The sequence below is a fragment of the Hymenobacter sp. PAMC 26628 genome, from assembly GCF_001562275.1.
Taxonomy (GTDB): Bacteria; Bacteroidota; Bacteroidia; order Cytophagales; family Hymenobacteraceae; genus Hymenobacter.
The window spans coordinates 4,032,925-4,049,131 of the sequence record NZ_CP014304.1; the positions used below are offsets into that span (position 1 = coordinate 4,032,925).

The window sequence follows — 16,207 nt, forward strand, 5'->3', positions numbered from 1 at the left end:
CCGGCCGCCTTCATGCTTAATTCTACCGCCCGACTCGCGCTGCTCCTTTGCGGCTGGCTACTGCTGCCCATGGCCGGCCACGCCCAGGCCCACTACCCCGCCCCGGTAGAAGGCGACTTCGCGCTGCCCCAGTTCCGGTTTGCCAGCGGCGAAACGCTGCCGGTGCTGAACCTGCACTACACCACCGTGGGCCAGCCGCGCAAGGACCGCAGCGGCCGCGTCACGAACGCCGTGGTCATCATGCACGGCACTACGGGCGCAGGCAGCAGCTTTTTGAGCGACTTATTTGCGGGGCACCTGTTTGGGCCCGGGCAGCCGCTGGACGCGGCCAAGTACTACGTCATCCTGCCCGACGCCATCGGCCACGGCAAGTCCAGCAAGCCCAGCAACGGGCTGCGGATGCAGTTCCCGAAGTACACCTACGACGACATGGTGCTGGCCAACTACCGGCTGCTGACCGAAAAGCTGGGCGTGGCCCACCTGCGCCTGGTGATGGGCACGTCGATGGGCGGCATGGAAACCTGGGTGTGGGGCTACCAGTACCCCGGCTTCATGGATGCCCTGCTGCCCCTGGCCAGCCTGCCCGTCGAGATTGCGGGCCGCAACCGCATGCTGCGCAAAATGGCCATCGATATGATTGAAATGGACCCCGAGTGGAAGGGCGGGGCCTACACCACCGAGCCCAAAACGGGCCTCGCCGGGGCCGCGTCGTCGCTCATCTTCATGACCAGCAGCCCCAAGCAGATGCAACGGCTGGCCCCCACCCGCGCCCTGGCCGAAGCCGCCCTGGCCAAAACCGAAGCCAACCTCTACGCCGCGCTGGACGCCAACGACTTCATCTACCAGTTCGACGCCTCCCGCGACTACAACCCGGCCCCGCACCTGGCCGCCATCAAGGCGCCGCTGTTCGCCATCAATTCGGCCGACGACCAGGTGAACCCGCCCGAGCTGGGCATCCTGGACACCGAAATCAAAAAAGTAGCCAAGGGCCGCTACATCCTGCTGCCCATCACCGACCTCACCACCGGCCACGGCACGCACTCTAACCCCGCCATCTGGGGCAGCTACTTACAGGAACTGCTGGCCCTGACTGAAAAGCCCAAGCTGTAGGCCATCAGCACGCCAGGCCCCTACTTGCCCACTGCCACCGGCCGCGCCGGCCGGTGGTCGTAAGGTGAGGCCCCTGGGCAGGTTGCAAACCGGCTAGCCAGTGAATGGGACGGTAAACTGGCTGTTGTCGCCGCGGCAGTCTGAGCCATCTCCTGCCTTAGCTAGCGAGTGGAGTTCTAAAAAATTCGCGCTTAAATTTGACCTACTGCCCCAAAACAGGCCTCTTTCCCTATGACCGCCGACGACCGCTTCAACCAACTCGAACCACTGCTCGTCGAAACCATCACCATCTTGGATCGGCACACCAGCCAGCTCAAGCAGCTGAATAACAACGTTGTTCAACTAAATGCAGCAGTAATTCAACAGGGTGACAATATTACTTTCCTATTGCGGGAACAATTAGTAATGAAGGCAGATATGGCCGAAATGAAAGCCGATATCACCGGCCTCAAAACCGATGTGACCGAAATAAAGGGCGACATTACCGGCCTTAAAACTGGCCAAGCCGAAACTAATAGCAAGCTCGACCAACTGCTGCAACTGCTGCAAAATCCGGGCAAATAGGCCGGCACCTTTTACTTGCCCACTCCCGCCGCGGGCAGCGCCGGAAACCGCACCGGGGCCCGGCGGTGGTGCGTGGCCTGCTCGTAGGCGTAGGCGTATTTTATCAGCGTCGGCTCGTCGAACGAGCGGCCCAGGAACTGGAGGCCGGCCGGCAGGTGGTCGTAGGTAAAGCCCATGGGCACGGTGAAGGCCGGCTGGCCGGTGTGCGGGGCAATGAGCTGGCTGTTGTCGCCGCGGTAGCCCTGGAAGTCGCCCACTTTGGCGGGCGGGTTGTTCCAGGTGGGGTACACCAGGGCCCCTACTTTGTAGCGGTCCATCACGGCCGTCACGGCGCGGCGGAAGGCGATGCGGCGCGGGTCGGTGTAGGCCTCGCCGCGGCCGGCGGTGCTGGCCGCGGGGCTCACGCCGTGGGCCAGCTCGTCTTGCAGGTTTTCCTTGATGTAGGCCGCGTACTTGCCCGAGGCCAGCACCTCGTCAATGTTTTTCACGGGCACGCCGGGGCCCTGGGCAGCCAGGTAGGCGTTCACGTCGTGCTTGAACACCGAGGCCCACTGGCCTTTGCTGACTTGGGCGAAGTCCGGAATTTCTACGTCTACCACCACGGCCCCGGCCCGGCGCAGGTCGGCCACGGCCTGCTCGAACACGGCCTTCACCTGCAGGTCGGGGTTACGCTCGCTTAGGGTGCGCAGCACGCCGATGCGGGCCCCCTTAAGTCCGTCTTTGATTAAGAATTGCTGGTAGCCGCCGGCCGGCACCTTGCCGGCGCTGTAGGCCGTGAGCGGGTCGGCCGGGTCGGGGCCGGCCATCACTTCGAGCAGGCGGGTGGCGTCGGCCACGGAGCGGGCCATGGGGCCCCCGGTGTCGTTGCGCAGGTACAGCGGCACGATGCCGGCGCGGCTCACCAGCCCCAGCGTGGGCCGAAACCCGACTAGGGCGTTGTGCGACGAGGGGCCCCGGATGGAGTTGCCGGTGTCGGTGCCCAGGCCCGCCGTGCCGAAGCTGGCCGCCACGGCCGCCGCCGTGCCCCCGCTGGAGCCCGCCGGCACGTGCGCCAGGTTGTAGGGGTTGCGGGTTTCGCCCGCCAGCGAGCTGATGGTCACCATCGGGCTGAAGGCCCACTCGGCCATGTTGGACTTGGCCAGCACGATGGCCCCGGCCGCTTTCAGGGCCCGCACCACCGTGGCATCGGTGGCGGGCGCGAAGCCCTTGAGGGCCAGCGAGCCGGCCGCGGTTTGCAGGCCGGCCGTGTTGTAGTTATCCTTCACAATCAGCGGAATGCAGTGCAACGGCCGCAGCTTGCCGGTGCGGCGGTATTCGGCATCTAGCTCCTTGGCGGCGGCCAGCGCGGCGGGGTTCGTTACGACAATGGCGTTGAGCTTGGTGGGCTGGTCGTAGGCGGCAATGCGGGCCTGGTACGCCCGCACGAGCTGCTCGCAGTTGCAGTCGCCCCGCTTTAGGGCCCCTTGCACGTCGGCAATCGAGGCTTCGGCCACCTCAAAGCGCGGGGCCTTGGCCTGGGCTTTTGGCTGGGCAGCTTGCTCGCAGCCGCTGCCCAGCACCGCGCCGAATAGAACCAGCAAAAAGAGCCGGCCGGACTTGAATAGCGTCATCATGGGGGAGGAAATCAGGCGGAGAAAATTAGCGCTTGGCGCGGAACGACCACGTGACGCGGAACACCGCCACCACATCGCCAGCTTCGTCAACGCCGGTGCTGGTGCACACTACGGTGCGGCCTTCGCCGGTGGCGCGGCTCTCGGCCACGGCCCGGGCAATGGCGGCCCCGTCGGGGCAGGTGAAGGCCACCAGACCCGTGGCTTTTTTAGTGAATTCGGCCGTCAGGCCCGTCACCAGCATCGACACGGGGGCCCCGGCTTGCACGTGCATCATGGCCTGCATGCCGCCGGCCAGCTCGCCCGCCATGGCCAGGCAGGCGAAGTAGATGCTGCGAAACGGGTTCTGGGTAAGGTATTTATACCGGATGGTAACCGTGGCCTGCGTCGGCGTCAGCGCGCGCAGGCGCAGGCCGGCCAGCCAGGCCATCGGTAATTTGCGCAGCATGAACAGCCGCAGCTTGGCCGGGCTGAGCACCTGGCGGCGGAAAGCAGCCGCCTGCGGGGCATCAGTGGAAACGGTGGGTTCGGGCATGGCGAGAAGAATGTGGAAGATGTGAGAAATGCGGAGATGTGAAGATTTTGGGGATAAAAGATAAGAGCACGAAAATCACAAGTACAACCGCCTCATTCCCAGATTTCTCACATCGTCCACATTCTCACATTTCCCCACATTCTTCACTTTTTCTTGGGGTGCACCGTCAGCTCCTGGTAGCCGAAGGTGGGGTCGGTTTCGCGCCGAAACTCCAGGTCCGGCAGCTCGGCCAGCACGATTTCGGCGGTGGTGTACACCCGGCAGCCGTCGAGCAGGTGGCCGCCCAGGGTGCGGCCCGTACTGTCGGCCACCGACAAATGCAGGTGCGAGCCGTTGGTGGAGAGCGTGCCCACGAGCGACACGATTTCGAAGTGGCCGCGGTACTCGGTGGGGCCCTCCTGGTTGGCCAGCCGCAGCGTGGCCACCGTGAGGCTGCCCACGCACGTGAGCAGGGCCCCCGCCCGCAGGTGCTGGGCCTGCACGAAGGCCAGGAGGCCCTGGCGCAGGTCGTCGCCGGGGCGCAGGCGCAGGGCGTAGGTTTTCAGCGAAGAAGACGGGACGGCGGACACGGCGGCGGCGGAAGGATGGCGCGGCAAGGACTGCGCCAGCGCGGGGCCGGCCAGTAGCCCGAGCAGCGGAAGGAGGAAGCGGGACACCCGGTAAAGTAACGGCATGCCGCGGGCATTGCCAGCCTCGGCCTGGGGCCCCGGCTGGCTCACTCGCCCGGGTAGCGCAGCCCAATTTCGCGCCGCACCGCGTCCAGCAACTCCATCAGCCCCAGGCTGAAGGCCAGCGGCAGCAGCGGGCTTTCGCGCAGGCCCTGGGCCAGGCACTGCTGCACGTGCGCCGCTTCGTAGTGGTAGCCGCCGCCCGCCGTGAGCGCGGGGTATTCCTGCGCTTCGGCCGCGCCCAGCAGCTGCACCCGCACCCCGGTGGGCGCGTGGAAGCGGCCCAGCAGTTGCAGCTGGCCCTTGGTGCCGTACAGCACGCAGCGGTTGTCGGTGGTAGCGGCGATGGTGGAGAATAAGGTGGCCGTGGCCCCGCTGGCGTAGGCCAAAGCCATGGCGCAGCTCAGGTCCACGCCGGTGCCGGTGGGCGTCGAGACGGCCCGCACGGCCGCCGGGGGCCCCAGAAAAAGCTGGCTGATGAAGAGCGGGTACACGCCGATATCGAGCAGGGAGCCACCGGCCAGCGCGGGGCTGAACAGCCGTCCTTCGGGCTCGTAAGGGTAAGGGGCCGCGAAGCCGAAGTCGGCCACCAGGTGCTTCACCTCGCCGATGACGCCCGACTGCACCAGCTCCAGGGCCTGGGCCACGGCGGGGAAAAAGCGCGTCCAAAACGCTTCCATCAGGAAAACGCCTTGTTCCTGCGCCACGCGCACCATTTCCTGGGCTTGGCCGGCGTTCTGGGCAAAGGCTTTTTCGCAGAGCACGGGCAGGCCGCCCCGCAGGCACAGCAGGGCGTGGGCGTGGTGCTCGGAGTGCGGCGTGGCCACGTACACGGCGTCGATGCCGGGCACCGCCAGCAGCTCCTCGTAGCTGCCCACGGCGTGGGGGGCCCCAAACTCGGCGGCAAAGGCCTCGGCTTTGGCCAGGCTGCGCGAAGCCACGGCGTGCAGCCGGGCCTGGGGCACGTGGGCCAGGTCTTCGGCAAATTTGCGGGCAATGCGGCCGGGACCCAGGATGGCCCAGTTGAAGGTGCGCATGAGAAATAGCGGGGTGGATGAGCGGCCGAAGGTAGGGCGGCTTTGAGAGGGAATTAAAAATGAGAAATTAAAAATCTGATAGCCAAATTTTTAATTCCTCATTTTTAATTTTTAACTGATGTTACGCACGGAGCAGTACGAGTTGCTGGTACATGGCTTTGAGGCCAACGGTATAGAGTTGGGCTTTGAGGCGAAAATGGCCGATGCCGCCTTTGAGCTTGAGCACTTCGAGCTTGGTGTAAGCCAACACGGCGGCAAAGAAATGGGTGGCCTGCGTGGCCAGGGTTTTGGTGGGCGATTTGCCCATGGAGGCATTCTGTTTGAGCGACTTATGGTATTCTTCCACTTTCCACCGTCTCTGGTAAATCGTGGTCAGTTGGGCCTGGTCCAGGTCGGTGTCGCTGCTGACCAGATACAGCATACCTTGGCTACCGTCTCGGTTTGTGAAGACTTGTCTGGTCACGAGCACCGCCTGCTGGACGGCCCGCAAATAGACGCGCAAGGGCTGCGTATCGGGGAACACCAGCGCCTGCACGGCCTGGAACTGGCCGGCGGCCCGCGCCTCGGCGCTCAGGGCCACGGTGCGGCTGCTTTCGAGGGCAAATACAAAGTGATGGCCCAGGGCCCGCACCAAGGCCATGTTCTCGGCCGAGGCGTACCAGCTGTCGGCCAGCAGGTAGCGGTAGGCCACCTGCTGCTGGGCCACGCGCAGCATCTGTTGCAGGTATTCGTTTTTAGTGAACGGGCTTTGGTAGCTGGTCTGCTGGGTCTTGGGGTGGTAGACCGGCACGGTTTTGCGCACCAGCTCGACGGCGATGGGCAGGGCCAAGTCGCCGGCCTGATAAAGCAGACTCACGAAGTTCAGGCCCTTGACGTAGCGCTGCTGGCTGTGGTCCCAATGGGTGCAAATCAACTCATTGGCATCGGTGTGGGCCTTTTCCAGGACCGAATCGTCCACGATGAGCACGGCGAAGTCCGCCGCCCCGCGTTGGGCTTCGGCCTGGCGAATCAACGGCTTGGCCTGCCGCCAAACCTGCGCTGACCCGCACGGCGTACTGCTCAACCAGCGCGTGATGTGGTCGTGGCTCAGCGCCCCGTCCAGCAGCCGCGACAAGCCCGTGGCCGTCGTCGGACCCGTCGAGCTCAGCAAATAATCCGTGTACAGGTCCAGCGTGCAACTCATCATCAATCGATTAAACGGACAACCTAAGCCAACGACTGCGTAACATCAGTTTTTAATTCCCTCCCAAAGCCGCCCTAGCGGCTGAAGCGCACCGTGCCGTTACGCACCCGGATGCTGACGTTGCCCGCGCCGCGCCGCGGCATGGACCGCCCGAACACGCCGAGCACGTCGCTCGACTGCGCCCCGTGGGCCTCCGAGAGCACCCGCACCAGGGCGGGGTCCACGAGCAGCTGGCCCTGCTCGGTGCGCACATCGAAGCGGAAGGACGGCGTTTCGGCGAAGCCCAGGCGAATGGTGCTGAAGCCGCCGTCGAGGGTTATTTGGCGGAAGTTGGGGCCCGTGTCGCGCACCTCAAAATCGGGGCAGTAGCGCAGGGCCATGTCCAGCTCCTCCCCAATTTTTTCGACGCTGAAGCGCGAAAAGCCCGACGAGCCCCGCAGCGAACCCACCGTGCCCAGGGCCAGGTCGCCGTACTTGCTGTGCACCACCAGGGCTTCCACGGTGCCCACTTCCACGTCGGCGTAGTTGGTACGCAGGTCCACGGCCGTGCCGGCGTCGAGGCGCAGGCGGGCGTAGCTGGCGTCGATGCTGGCACGGCCCGCGAACGGGATGGCACAGTTGCCGTTGGCAATGCGCACCGCGTTGCGGGGCCCCAGCAGGCGGGCCGTGCGCAGGTCGCCGTAGTCCACGGCCAGGTCGACGGGCCCGGTGAGGTCGCCGGCCACGGCCACGGCCCCGAAGCCGTTGGCCACACGCAAGGCCGTGGCCGCGGGCAGCCACACGGTGTAGTTGATTTCGTAGCGCCGGCCACTGCACCCGCTGCGGCCGCGCAGCATGGGCCCAAACTGCGAGGCTACCAGCACGCCGCCCGTGCGGGCGTCGTAGTCAAGCCACTGCACGCCCAGGGCCCCCAGCACTTCCCGGGCCCCGGCCTCCGTTTCGGAGCGGGCCACCAGCTCGGCCTCCACCTTAATTTCGGCCTTGGCCCAGGTGTTGATTTGCACCCGGCCGTAGCGGGCTTCCAGGGCGAAGGGGCGCCCGGCGGCCGGCACCCGGTAGCGGCGGCTCAGGCGGCGGCGCTGCTCCACGGGCGGCGTGGCCGCGTCGAGGTCGGCTTCGCTGCCCGTTTGGTCAGCGGTGGCAGCCGGGGCCCCGGGGCCCTGCTGGCCGGTTTGCCCGGCCTCCAAAGCGGCCTTCCGGACCCATAGGGTGCGGCGGGCCTGCGCGGGCACACTGGTCCCCAGCAGCCCCGCGACCAGCACCAGCATAACTAGGCGCTGTGTTTTCCAACGAAGGGCTGCGCGCTTCACTAAGGCTGGCGGTAAGAGCGGCTGTCGGCCAGCACCAGGCCGGTGGCGGCGGCGGGGCGGGCCTCGGTCATGGCGCGGGTTTGCAACTGGCGGTCGAGCAGGTCGAGGCGGATTTGCAGGTTGCGGTTCATGGCCGTCAGCACCACGTCGGGCTGCGGGTGGTGGGGCAGCTCCAGCTTCAGGGTGTGGTAGCTCGAATCAAGGGCCGCCAAATCGTGCCGCCACTCGGCGGTGGGGCTGCCGGCGGCCGAATCGGCCAGCTGGCGCAGCTCGGCCTTGCGCTCGTTGAGCTGGGCCACATAGTAGCTTTCCATGCCGCGCACGGCAGTCAGCAGGCGGTCGTCGGTGAGGTCGTTGCGGTCGGCCGCGGCCAGGGCCAGCGGGTCGCCCAAGTATAGGGGCCCGGCGGGTGCGGCCGCGCCGGGCTCGGCGGCAATGCCCGGCTCGGGCCCCGGCTGGTGATGGCCCGCTTTCCAGGCTTCGCTGGCGCCGGCGGCTACCACCAGCAAGGCTAGTGCCGCGGCCACGCCGTAGCGGTGCAGCCACGGGGCCCGGGCGGCGGGCGCCAAAGCGGGGAGCGTGGGGGCCCCAGGCAGCGGCGCGGCGGCCGGCACCGCGGCGGGGCCCGCGAGGTCTCTTTCAATGGCCGCCCACAGGTCGGGGCGCGGCTCGTGCACGTCGAAATCGGCGCGGTGCCGCTCGACGAAGGTGGCTAATGAATCGGGCTTATCGGATTGCATGATAGTAGTAAGGACGGGCGGCCGGCGTTGGGTGGGGACAGCGGCCGGCGCGGCAGCTATATAAAGAGAATGGTTAACAGAGAAACGGCCCGGGGGCCCTAAAAAGGTTCAGCGGAGGCCCTGCTGGGCGGCCAGCTCGCGCAGCTTGGCGCGGGCCCGGCTGTATTGTGATTTAGAAGTGGATTCGGAAATGCCAAGGATGCCGGCCACTTCCAGGTGGTCGTACCCCTCTAATAGGTAAAGGGTCAGCACTACGCGGTAGCCGTCGGGCAGCTCCTGGATGCAGCGGCGCAGCACGTCGGCGCGGTAGTGGGTTTCGGCCTCGTCGTCGGCCGAGTAGTGGGTTTCGAGGGGGGCGTCGTGGTGCTGCTCGCCCAGCGGCACCAGTGCCAGGCGGCGCTGACGCAGGCAGTTGATGCTCTTGTTCACCACAATCCGCTTGAGCCAGGCCCCAAACGAGGAATCGCCCTTGTAGCTGCTCAACTCGCGGAAGGCGCTCAGGAACGAATCTTGCAGCACGTCCTCGGCCTCGGCGTAGTCACCGGTGATGCGCAGGGCCGCGTTGAACATGGCCTTGGCGTAGCGCCGGTACAGCTCGGCCTGGGCCTGGCGGTCGTGCAGGCGGCAGCGTTCCACCAAGGGAGCATTAATGTCGACGTAAGCAGAGTAGGAAAGGGCTTCCATGCGGGGCAATGAAGGAGCGGAACGCGTTAGCAACCCAAAGACCGCGCGATGGGTTCGGGGTTGCACTGCGGAAGAGGTACTTGGCTGAATAATAGGGCCCCGAAATTACGCCGGGCCGCAACGTCCAGAACAATTTTCTTGCACTATTGCGAAGTTTTGCATTACCTTTGTCGCAGCAACCCATTTTAGGGTTGTTTTTATACAGAGGCGCGGAGAGACAGGCTCGATGAACCGCCGGCAACCCCCACAACGTGGAACGGTGCCAAGTCCTGACATATAAAACCGTCGCCGTGCGCTACTTTCCTCACCCCCGCTTGCAACCCACCACCTCCGCCGCTATCCTGCGCCGCACGTGCTGTTGCATGCCATGCCCCACCGGCTGTATGCGGGGGGTTGTGCTGGTTGTTGAAGCCCGCTTAATTTCCTGCGGCTACCCCGGTAGCCTTTCCCCGCCCGCCCCCACCGCGGTACCTAAGTCGTTGCCTGTTCTGTAACGGCAGCCGGTGCAGCGGGGCCCCGGGCCCCCTGGTTTTTTCTTCGGAAGAACGGCCTCCCCCTTTATTTTTATGGACTTACCCCTTGAACGCCAGGTCGATGACCTGCGCCGTGACTTACCCGAACACGCTGCGCTGGAAACGCTGGCTTTGCTGGCCGAGCGCTTTCCCGGCCGGGCGTCGTTTTCCACCTCGTTTGGCTTGGAAGACCAGATCATCAGCCACCTCATCTTCGCGCACCAGCTGCCCATCCGGGTGTTCACGCTCGACACGGGCCGCAACTTCCAGGAAACGTACTCGACCTGGAACAAGACGCTGCTGCGCTACGGCCAGCCCATCGAAGTATTTGCGTCCCAGACCGCTAGCATCGAAGCCCTCGTGGCGCAGAAGGGCCCCAACAGCTTCTACGAGAGCCTGGAAAACCGCAAGGAGTGCTGCCACATCCGCAAGGTGGAGCCCCTGGCCCGGGCGCTGGCCGGCACCCAACTTTGGTTCACGGGCATCCGGGCCGAGCAGTCGGCCAACCGCCAGCACATGCACCGCGCCGAGTGGGACGCCGGCCACCAGCTCATCAAAGTGCACCCGCTCTTCGACTGGACGTGGGACGAATGCGTGGCGTTTGCGCAAGAGAATGGCGTTCCGACCAACCCGTTGCACCAGCAGGGCTTCGTGAGCATCGGCTGCGCGCCCTGCACCCGGGCCATCAAGCCGGGCGAAGACTTCCGCGCCGGGCGCTGGTGGTGGGAAAACGCCGACGCCAAGGAGTGCGGCCTCCACGACACCACCGCCCACCAGGGCCTCGACCCCGTGGTGGAGCGAATGCCCGGCTAGGATTTTAGTTGTCAGTTGTCAGTTAGCTGCTGGCAAACAACTGACAACGAGCAATTAATAACGAGCAACTAATAACGAGCAACTGATAACTAACAACTAGCTAATGCCCACCCCTATTTACCTCGATTACCTCGACCGGCTCGAAGCCGAAGCTATCCACATTTTGCGCGAAATAGCGGGCCAGTTTGAGCGGCCTGCGCTGCTGTTTTCGGGCGGTAAAGACTCGATTGCCCTGACGCGGCTGGCCGAAAAGGCGTTCCGGCCCGGCAAGTTTCCGTTTCCGCTGGTGCACATCGACACGGGCCACAACTTCCAGGAAATCATCGATTTCCGCGATTCGCTGGCCGCCTCGCTGGGCGAAAAGCTGATTGTGCGCAAGGTGGAGGACACCATCCGCACCCGCGGCCTGCACGAGCCGGGCGGCAAGTACCCCAGCCGCAACCCGCTGCAAACCTACACGCTGCTCGACGTGATTGAGGAGTTTGAGTTTGACGCCTGCATTGGCGGGGCCCGGCGCGACGAGGAAAAGGCCCGCGCCAAAGAGCGGATTTTCTCGGTGCGCGACGACTTCGGCCAGTGGGACCCCAAGCGCCAGCGCCCCGAGCTGTGGAACATCTACAACGGCCGCATCCAGAAGGGCGAAAACGTGCGCGTGTTCCCGATTTCAAACTGGACGGAGCTGGACGTGTGGAACTACATCCAGCGCGAAAACATCAAGCTGCCAGACATTTACTTCGCCCACGAGCGCCAGTGCGTGGTGCTGCCCAGCGGCCAGCTCCTGGGCCTGAGCGAGCACCTCAACCTCGACGACACCGACGAAATCGTGAGCCGCCGCGTGCGCTTCCGCACCGTGGGCGACTCGACCTGCACCGCCGCCGTGGAGAGCGACGCCGCCTCGATTGACGACATCATCCAGGACCTCCTGCTGGCCAAAGTGAGCGAGCGCGGCGCCACGCGGCTGGATGATAACCTCTCGGAAACCGGCATGGAGGACCGCAAAAGGAACGGGTATTTCTAGAATAAATGTGGGGGAATGTGAAAGTGTGAGAGATGTAAAAATAAAAACGATGCCCTCCCAGGTACTGCTTCCATTTTCAAAATCTCACAACCAATTCATTTTACACATTTCCACATTACTCACATTCAACACATTAAATAGAATGGACTTATTACGATTCATCACCTGCGGCAGCGTCGACGACGGCAAGAGTACGCTCATTGGCCGGCTGCTGTATGACAGCGACTCGGTGTCGCTCGATGTGCTGGCCACGCTGGAGAAACGCCGCGCCACCAACGGCGCCGCCGTGGACCTGGCCCTGCTGACCGACGGCCTGAAGGCCGAGCGCGAGCAGGGCATCACCATCGACGTGGCGCACAAGTACTTCACCACGCCGCGCCGCAAGTTCATCATCACCGACGCGCCGGGCCACGTGCAGTACACCCGCAACATGGTGACCGGCGCCAGCAACGCCGACCTAGCCATCGTGCTCGTGGACGCCCGCCAGGGCGTGATTGAGCAGACGCGCCGGCACACGCTGCTGGCCGCGCTGCTGGGCATCCAGCACTTCGTGCTGGCCGTGAACAAGTTGGACCTGGTGGGTTACGACGAAGCGGTTTTCCAGCAGATTGTGGCCGACTACCAACTCATTGCCGCGCAGCTGAAGTTGGCCAACGTAACGGCCATTCCGCTGAGCGCCTTGCAGGGCGACAACGTGGTAAAGCGCTCGAAGAATATTGCCTGGTACCAGGGGCCCAGCCTGCTGGAGCACCTCGAAAGCGTGCCCGCCACCACCGACGCCAACCCCAACGAGCCGCGCTTCCAGGTGCAGTACGTCATCCGGCCCCAGACCGAGGAGCTGCCCGATTACCGCGGCTACGCCGGTCGTATTCAGAGCGGTACGTACCGGGCCGGCGACCGAGTGCGAATCTGGCCGTCGGGCCTCGAAACAGTGATTGACGCCATCGAGGTGAACCAGCAGCCGGTAGCGGCCGCCGGGGCCCCGCAGGCCGTGGTGCTCCGCCTGCGCGACGACGTGGACGTGAGCCGCGGCGACACCATTGTGCCCGTGGGGGCCCACCCGGCCGTGGTGCGCGAGCTGGAAGCCACCCTGTGCTGGATGGACGAGCGGCCCCTGCGCGCCGGCCGCAAGCTGCTGGTGCAGCACCACGCCGCCGTAGTGAAGGCTTCAGTGACGACCATCCTCCAGAAAACCGACATCGAAACCTTTGAAAGCCAAGGCACCGACGAGGCCAAGCTCAACGACATCGTGCGGGTGCGCATCAAAACCGCCCTGCCGCTGGTGGCCGACGAGTACCGCCAAAACCGCGTCACCGGGGCCTTCATTCTGGTAGATGAGCAGACCGGCGCCACCCTCGCCGCCGGCCTCATCGCCGCCACCGACCCCGAGTACTTCACCCAGGAAGTACCGGCCGAAACGGCGTTTTCTATCTAGACGTCAGTCAGCAAAGTGGCCCCGCACGGCCGTTATGCTCATCTGGCGTCCGCGCAGCCGAAGCATCTCTCCCGCAGCAGTAAATAATTAGTTGGGCAGTGGCGATGCTTCGGCTGCGCTCCGCATGACAGCCTTGCTTCCAGCGGCCAACAAGCGACAACCACCCCCGACAACTAACAACCAATAACTAGCAACTAAAAATGGCTACTTCCCCGCTTTTCGTGCCCCGCCTGACGGTAGTTGGGGCGGGCCCCGGCGACCCGGAACTCCTGACCCTGAAGGGTGCGCGGGTGCTGGCGGCGGCCGACGTGGTGCTGTACGACGCGCTGGCCAACGACGACCTGCTGGCGCACGCCCGGCCCGGCGCGCACCTGCTGTTTGTGGGCAAGCGCCGCGGGGCCATGGCCTACACCCAGCTCGGCATCAACGAACTGATTGTGCAGCAGGCGTTTCGGCACGGCCACGTGGTGCGGCTGAAGGGCGGCGACCCGTTCATATTCGGGCGCGGGCGCGAGGAGATGCTGTATGCCGAGGCCCACGGCCTGGCCACCGAGTACGTGCCGGGCATCAGCAGCGCGGTGGCGGCGGCGGGCAGCCTGGGCATCCCGGCCACCCACCGCGGCCTGAGCGAAGGCTTCCGGGTGCTGACGGCCACCACCGCCGACGAGCAGTTGTCGGGGGCCCTGCTGGAGGCCGCCCAGAGCCCGCGCACCACCACCATTATCCTGATGGGCATGAGCCGGCTGGCGGAAATCGCGGCGCTGTTCAGCCGCTACGGCGGGGCCGACGTGCCAGCCGCCGTGGTGCAGAACGGCACCTTGCCCACCGCCCGCGCCGTGGCCGGCACCGTGGCCACCATTGCCGAGCGCGCCCGCCGCGCCGGCCTGGGGGCCCCCGCCGTGATTGTGCTGGGCGAGGTGGTGCGGCTGGCCAAGCTGCCGGCCCAGGAGGCCGCGGCCGACACCGGCGCCGCGCTACCTGGCTTTTTGTACGAGCTGCTATCCTACGCCAAGGTGGCCTAAGGGCCCCGGAGCCTACAATCTTGTGAAATATAACTCGCTGCTTTTCCTCGCCTGATGCCCGTTCTACCTCTCCTTCCGCCTACGCTTGACGAAGCTGCGTTGCAGCAGCTCACGGCCGGCCTCACCCCGCAGCAGCTTGTCTGGCTGAGCGGCTACTTCTACGGCCAGGCCGCTGGTGCGGGGGCCCCCGGCGGCGCCGTAGCCGCGGCTGCGGCTGCACCGGCTATTGCCGGGGCCTCGGCGACGGCCGAAAAGCTAACCATCCTGTACGGCTCGCACACGGGCAACGGCAAGAAAATTGCGCAGCAAGCGGCCACCGCGGCCCAGCGCCGCGGCCTCGTGGCGGAAGTGCGCGACATGAACGACTACCCGCCCCGGCAGCTGGCGCAGGAGCAAAACCTGCTCGTTATCGTGAGCACCCACGGCGAGGGCGAGCCGCCCATCAGCGCCGAGGAATTGCACCAGTTTATTGGCGGCGCCCGGGCCCCTAAATTGCCCAAACTGAAGTACAGCGTGTTTGCCCTGGGCGACACGAGCTACCTGCACTTCTGCCAGACGGGCAAGGACTTTGACGAGCGCCTGGCCGCGCTGGGCGGCACCCGCCTGCTGGCCCGCGCCGAGGCCGACGTGGACTACCACGCCGCCGCCGACCAGTGGGTGGAAGCCGTGCTGGACATGATAGCCGGGGCCCCAGCGGCCGCCGCGCCTGCTGCCGCCGTGGTCACCGCGGGGGCCCCGCGTGAAGCGGCTGTGATTGCCGAAATTGCGCCCGCCCACTACACCAATGCCACCCCCTGGCCGGCCAAGGTACTGGAGAGCATCCAGTTGAACGGCCGCGGCTCGGACAAGGAAACGTACCACATCGAGCTGGATTTGGCCGGTTCTAACCTGGCCTATGCCCCCGGCGACGCGCTGGCCGTGCGCCCCCTCAACCACCACCCGCTGGTGGAAGAGGTGCTGCGCGCCGCCCGCCTGAGCGACTCGGCCCCCGTGCTGCTGGGCAGCGAAAGCCTGCCGTTGGCCGCCGCCCTGGCCAGCCGCCGCGAGCTGACCGTTCTGACGCGTGACGTACTGGAGCGCTACGCTGCCCTGGCCCCGCATGCCGAATTGCACGGCCTGCTGGCCGACACGGCCCGCCTCCAGCCCTACCTCTACGGCCGCGACGTGGCCGACTTACTCACCGATTTTCCCACCGACCAGCTCACGCCCCAGGCCCTGGCCGATACGCTGCGGCCGCTGCCCACCCGCGCCTACTCCATCGCCAGCAGCCTGCTGGCCCACCCCGACGAGGTGCACCTCACCGTGGGGGCCGTGCGCTACGAGGCCCACGGCCGGCGCAAGCACGGCGTGGCCTCGTCGTTTCTGGCCGACCGCGTGGCGGTGGGCGAAGAGGTGCGCGTGTTCGTGGAGCACAACGAGTACTTCAAGCTGCCGGCCAATGCCGGTACCGACATCATCATGGTGGGCGCGGGCACGGGCATCGCACCGTTCCGCGCCTTCGTGGAGGAGCGGGTGGAGCTGGGGGCCCCCGGTCGCAACTGGCTGCTGTTCGGCAACCCGCACTTTACCACCGACTTCCTCTACCAGGCCGAGTGGCAGCAGCACCTCAAGCGCGGCGGCCTCGCGCGGCTCGACGTGGCCTTTTCGCGCGATCAGGCCGAGAAAGTGTACGTGCAAGACCGCCTGCTGGAGCGCAGCCGCGACGTGTTCGGCTGGCTCGAAAACGGGGCCCACTTCTACGTGTGCGGCGACAAAAACCGCCTCGGCCACGCCGTGCAAACGGCCCTGGCCCAAGTCGTGCAAAAAGAAGCCGGCATCTCCGCCGAGGAAGCCACGGCCTACGTGAAGAACCTGCGCAAGCAGCGCCGCTACCTGGAGGACGTGTATTAGGGCCCCGGGGGTGAACCAGTAGTTTACCCCAAGCAAAAAGGCCGTCATGCAGAGCGCAGCGAAGCATCTCTACTGC

General features: G+C 65.6%; 15 protein-coding genes and 1 riboswitch. Of the genes, 7 read left to right on the plus strand and 8 right to left on the minus strand.

The window, feature by feature from the left end; genetic code table 11:
* The first annotated feature begins 12 nt into the window (after nt 1–12).
* The gene (locus AXW84_RS17495; protein ID WP_068239636.1) at nt 13–1,110 is read left to right on the plus strand and encodes an alpha/beta fold hydrolase; all 1,098 of its coding nucleotides are present in this window, start codon (nt 13–15) and stop codon (nt 1,108–1,110) included.
* Between the two features lie 231 nt (nt 1,111–1,341).
* Nucleotides 1,342–1,674, plus strand: a complete 333-nt coding sequence (locus AXW84_RS17500; RefSeq protein WP_068236196.1) for a hypothetical protein — start codon at nt 1,342–1,344, stop codon at nt 1,672–1,674.
* A gap of 11 nt (nt 1,675–1,685) precedes the next feature.
* On the opposite strand, the gene AXW84_RS17505 is transcribed toward AXW84_RS17500, so the two are convergent.
* The 8 genes from AXW84_RS17505 to AXW84_RS17540 all read right to left on the minus strand — a co-directional run bounded on the left by AXW84_RS17505 (nt 1,686) and on the right by AXW84_RS17540 (nt 9,441).
* Nucleotides 1,686–3,287, minus strand: coding sequence for an amidase family protein (locus tag AXW84_RS17505; protein ID WP_236943157.1), 1,602 nt, complete (start codon nt 3,285–3,287; stop codon nt 1,686–1,688).
* A gap of 25 nt (nt 3,288–3,312) precedes the next feature.
* A complete protein-coding gene (locus AXW84_RS17510) occupies nt 3,313–3,819 on the minus strand; it encodes a DUF4442 domain-containing protein (RefSeq protein WP_068236202.1) in 507 nt (168 codons plus the stop codon).
* A 143-nt stretch (nt 3,820–3,962) separates the two neighbouring features.
* The gene (locus AXW84_RS17515; RefSeq protein ID WP_335339474.1) at nt 3,963–4,475 is read right to left on the minus strand and encodes a PPC domain-containing DNA-binding protein; all 513 of its coding nucleotides are present in this window, start codon (nt 4,473–4,475) and stop codon (nt 3,963–3,965) included.
* Between the two features lie 59 nt (nt 4,476–4,534).
* Nucleotides 4,535–5,524, minus strand: coding sequence for a Gfo/Idh/MocA family protein (locus AXW84_RS17520; RefSeq protein WP_068236205.1), 990 nt, complete (start codon nt 5,522–5,524; stop codon nt 4,535–4,537).
* Between the two features lie 121 nt (nt 5,525–5,645).
* Nucleotides 5,646–6,710: an IS701 family transposase gene (locus AXW84_RS17525; protein ID WP_068230147.1), complete on the minus strand. Its 1,065-nt coding sequence runs from the start codon at nt 6,708–6,710 to the stop codon at nt 5,646–5,648.
* A gap of 71 nt (nt 6,711–6,781) precedes the next feature.
* Complete coding sequence (locus tag AXW84_RS17530) at nt 6,782–7,975, minus strand: hypothetical protein (RefSeq protein WP_068236208.1); 1,194 nt, start codon at nt 7,973–7,975, stop codon at nt 6,782–6,784.
* Nucleotides 7,976–8,016: 41 nt separating this feature from the next.
* Nucleotides 8,017–8,757 carry a hypothetical protein gene (locus AXW84_RS17535; RefSeq protein WP_068236211.1) on the minus strand — a complete coding sequence of 247 codons (741 nt, stop codon included), beginning with the start codon at nt 8,755–8,757 and terminating at the stop codon, nt 8,017–8,019.
* A gap of 108 nt (nt 8,758–8,865) precedes the next feature.
* Nucleotides 8,866–9,441 carry an RNA polymerase sigma factor gene (locus tag AXW84_RS17540; protein WP_068236214.1) on the minus strand — a complete coding sequence of 192 codons (576 nt, stop codon included), beginning with the start codon at nt 9,439–9,441 and terminating at the stop codon, nt 8,866–8,868.
* A gap of 194 nt (nt 9,442–9,635) precedes the next feature.
* Nucleotides 9,636–9,724, plus strand: a riboswitch (SAM riboswitch).
* Nucleotides 9,725–10,007: 283 nt separating this feature from the next.
* Here AXW84_RS17540 and AXW84_RS17545 point away from each other — a divergent pair.
* From AXW84_RS17545 to AXW84_RS17565, 5 genes are all read left to right on the plus strand, one after another.
* Nucleotides 10,008–10,766, plus strand: coding sequence for a phosphoadenylyl-sulfate reductase (locus AXW84_RS17545; RefSeq protein WP_068236217.1), 759 nt, complete (start codon nt 10,008–10,010; stop codon nt 10,764–10,766).
* A 103-nt stretch (nt 10,767–10,869) separates the two neighbouring features.
* Nucleotides 10,870–11,784, plus strand: coding sequence for a sulfate adenylyltransferase subunit CysD (gene cysD, locus AXW84_RS17550; RefSeq protein WP_068236219.1), 915 nt, complete (start codon nt 10,870–10,872; stop codon nt 11,782–11,784).
* 142 nt (nt 11,785–11,926) lie between these two features.
* Complete coding sequence (locus tag AXW84_RS17555) at nt 11,927–13,219, plus strand: sulfate adenylyltransferase subunit 1 (protein WP_068236222.1); 1,293 nt, start codon at nt 11,927–11,929, stop codon at nt 13,217–13,219.
* A 200-nt stretch (nt 13,220–13,419) separates the two neighbouring features.
* Nucleotides 13,420–14,241, plus strand: coding sequence for a uroporphyrinogen-III C-methyltransferase (gene cobA / locus AXW84_RS17560; RefSeq protein ID WP_071892236.1), 822 nt, complete (start codon nt 13,420–13,422; stop codon nt 14,239–14,241).
* A 54-nt stretch (nt 14,242–14,295) separates the two neighbouring features.
* Nucleotides 14,296–16,131: an assimilatory sulfite reductase (NADPH) flavoprotein subunit gene (locus AXW84_RS17565; RefSeq protein ID WP_071892238.1), complete on the plus strand. Its 1,836-nt coding sequence runs from the start codon at nt 14,296–14,298 to the stop codon at nt 16,129–16,131.
* The last annotated feature ends 76 nt before the right edge of the window (nt 16,132–16,207 follow it).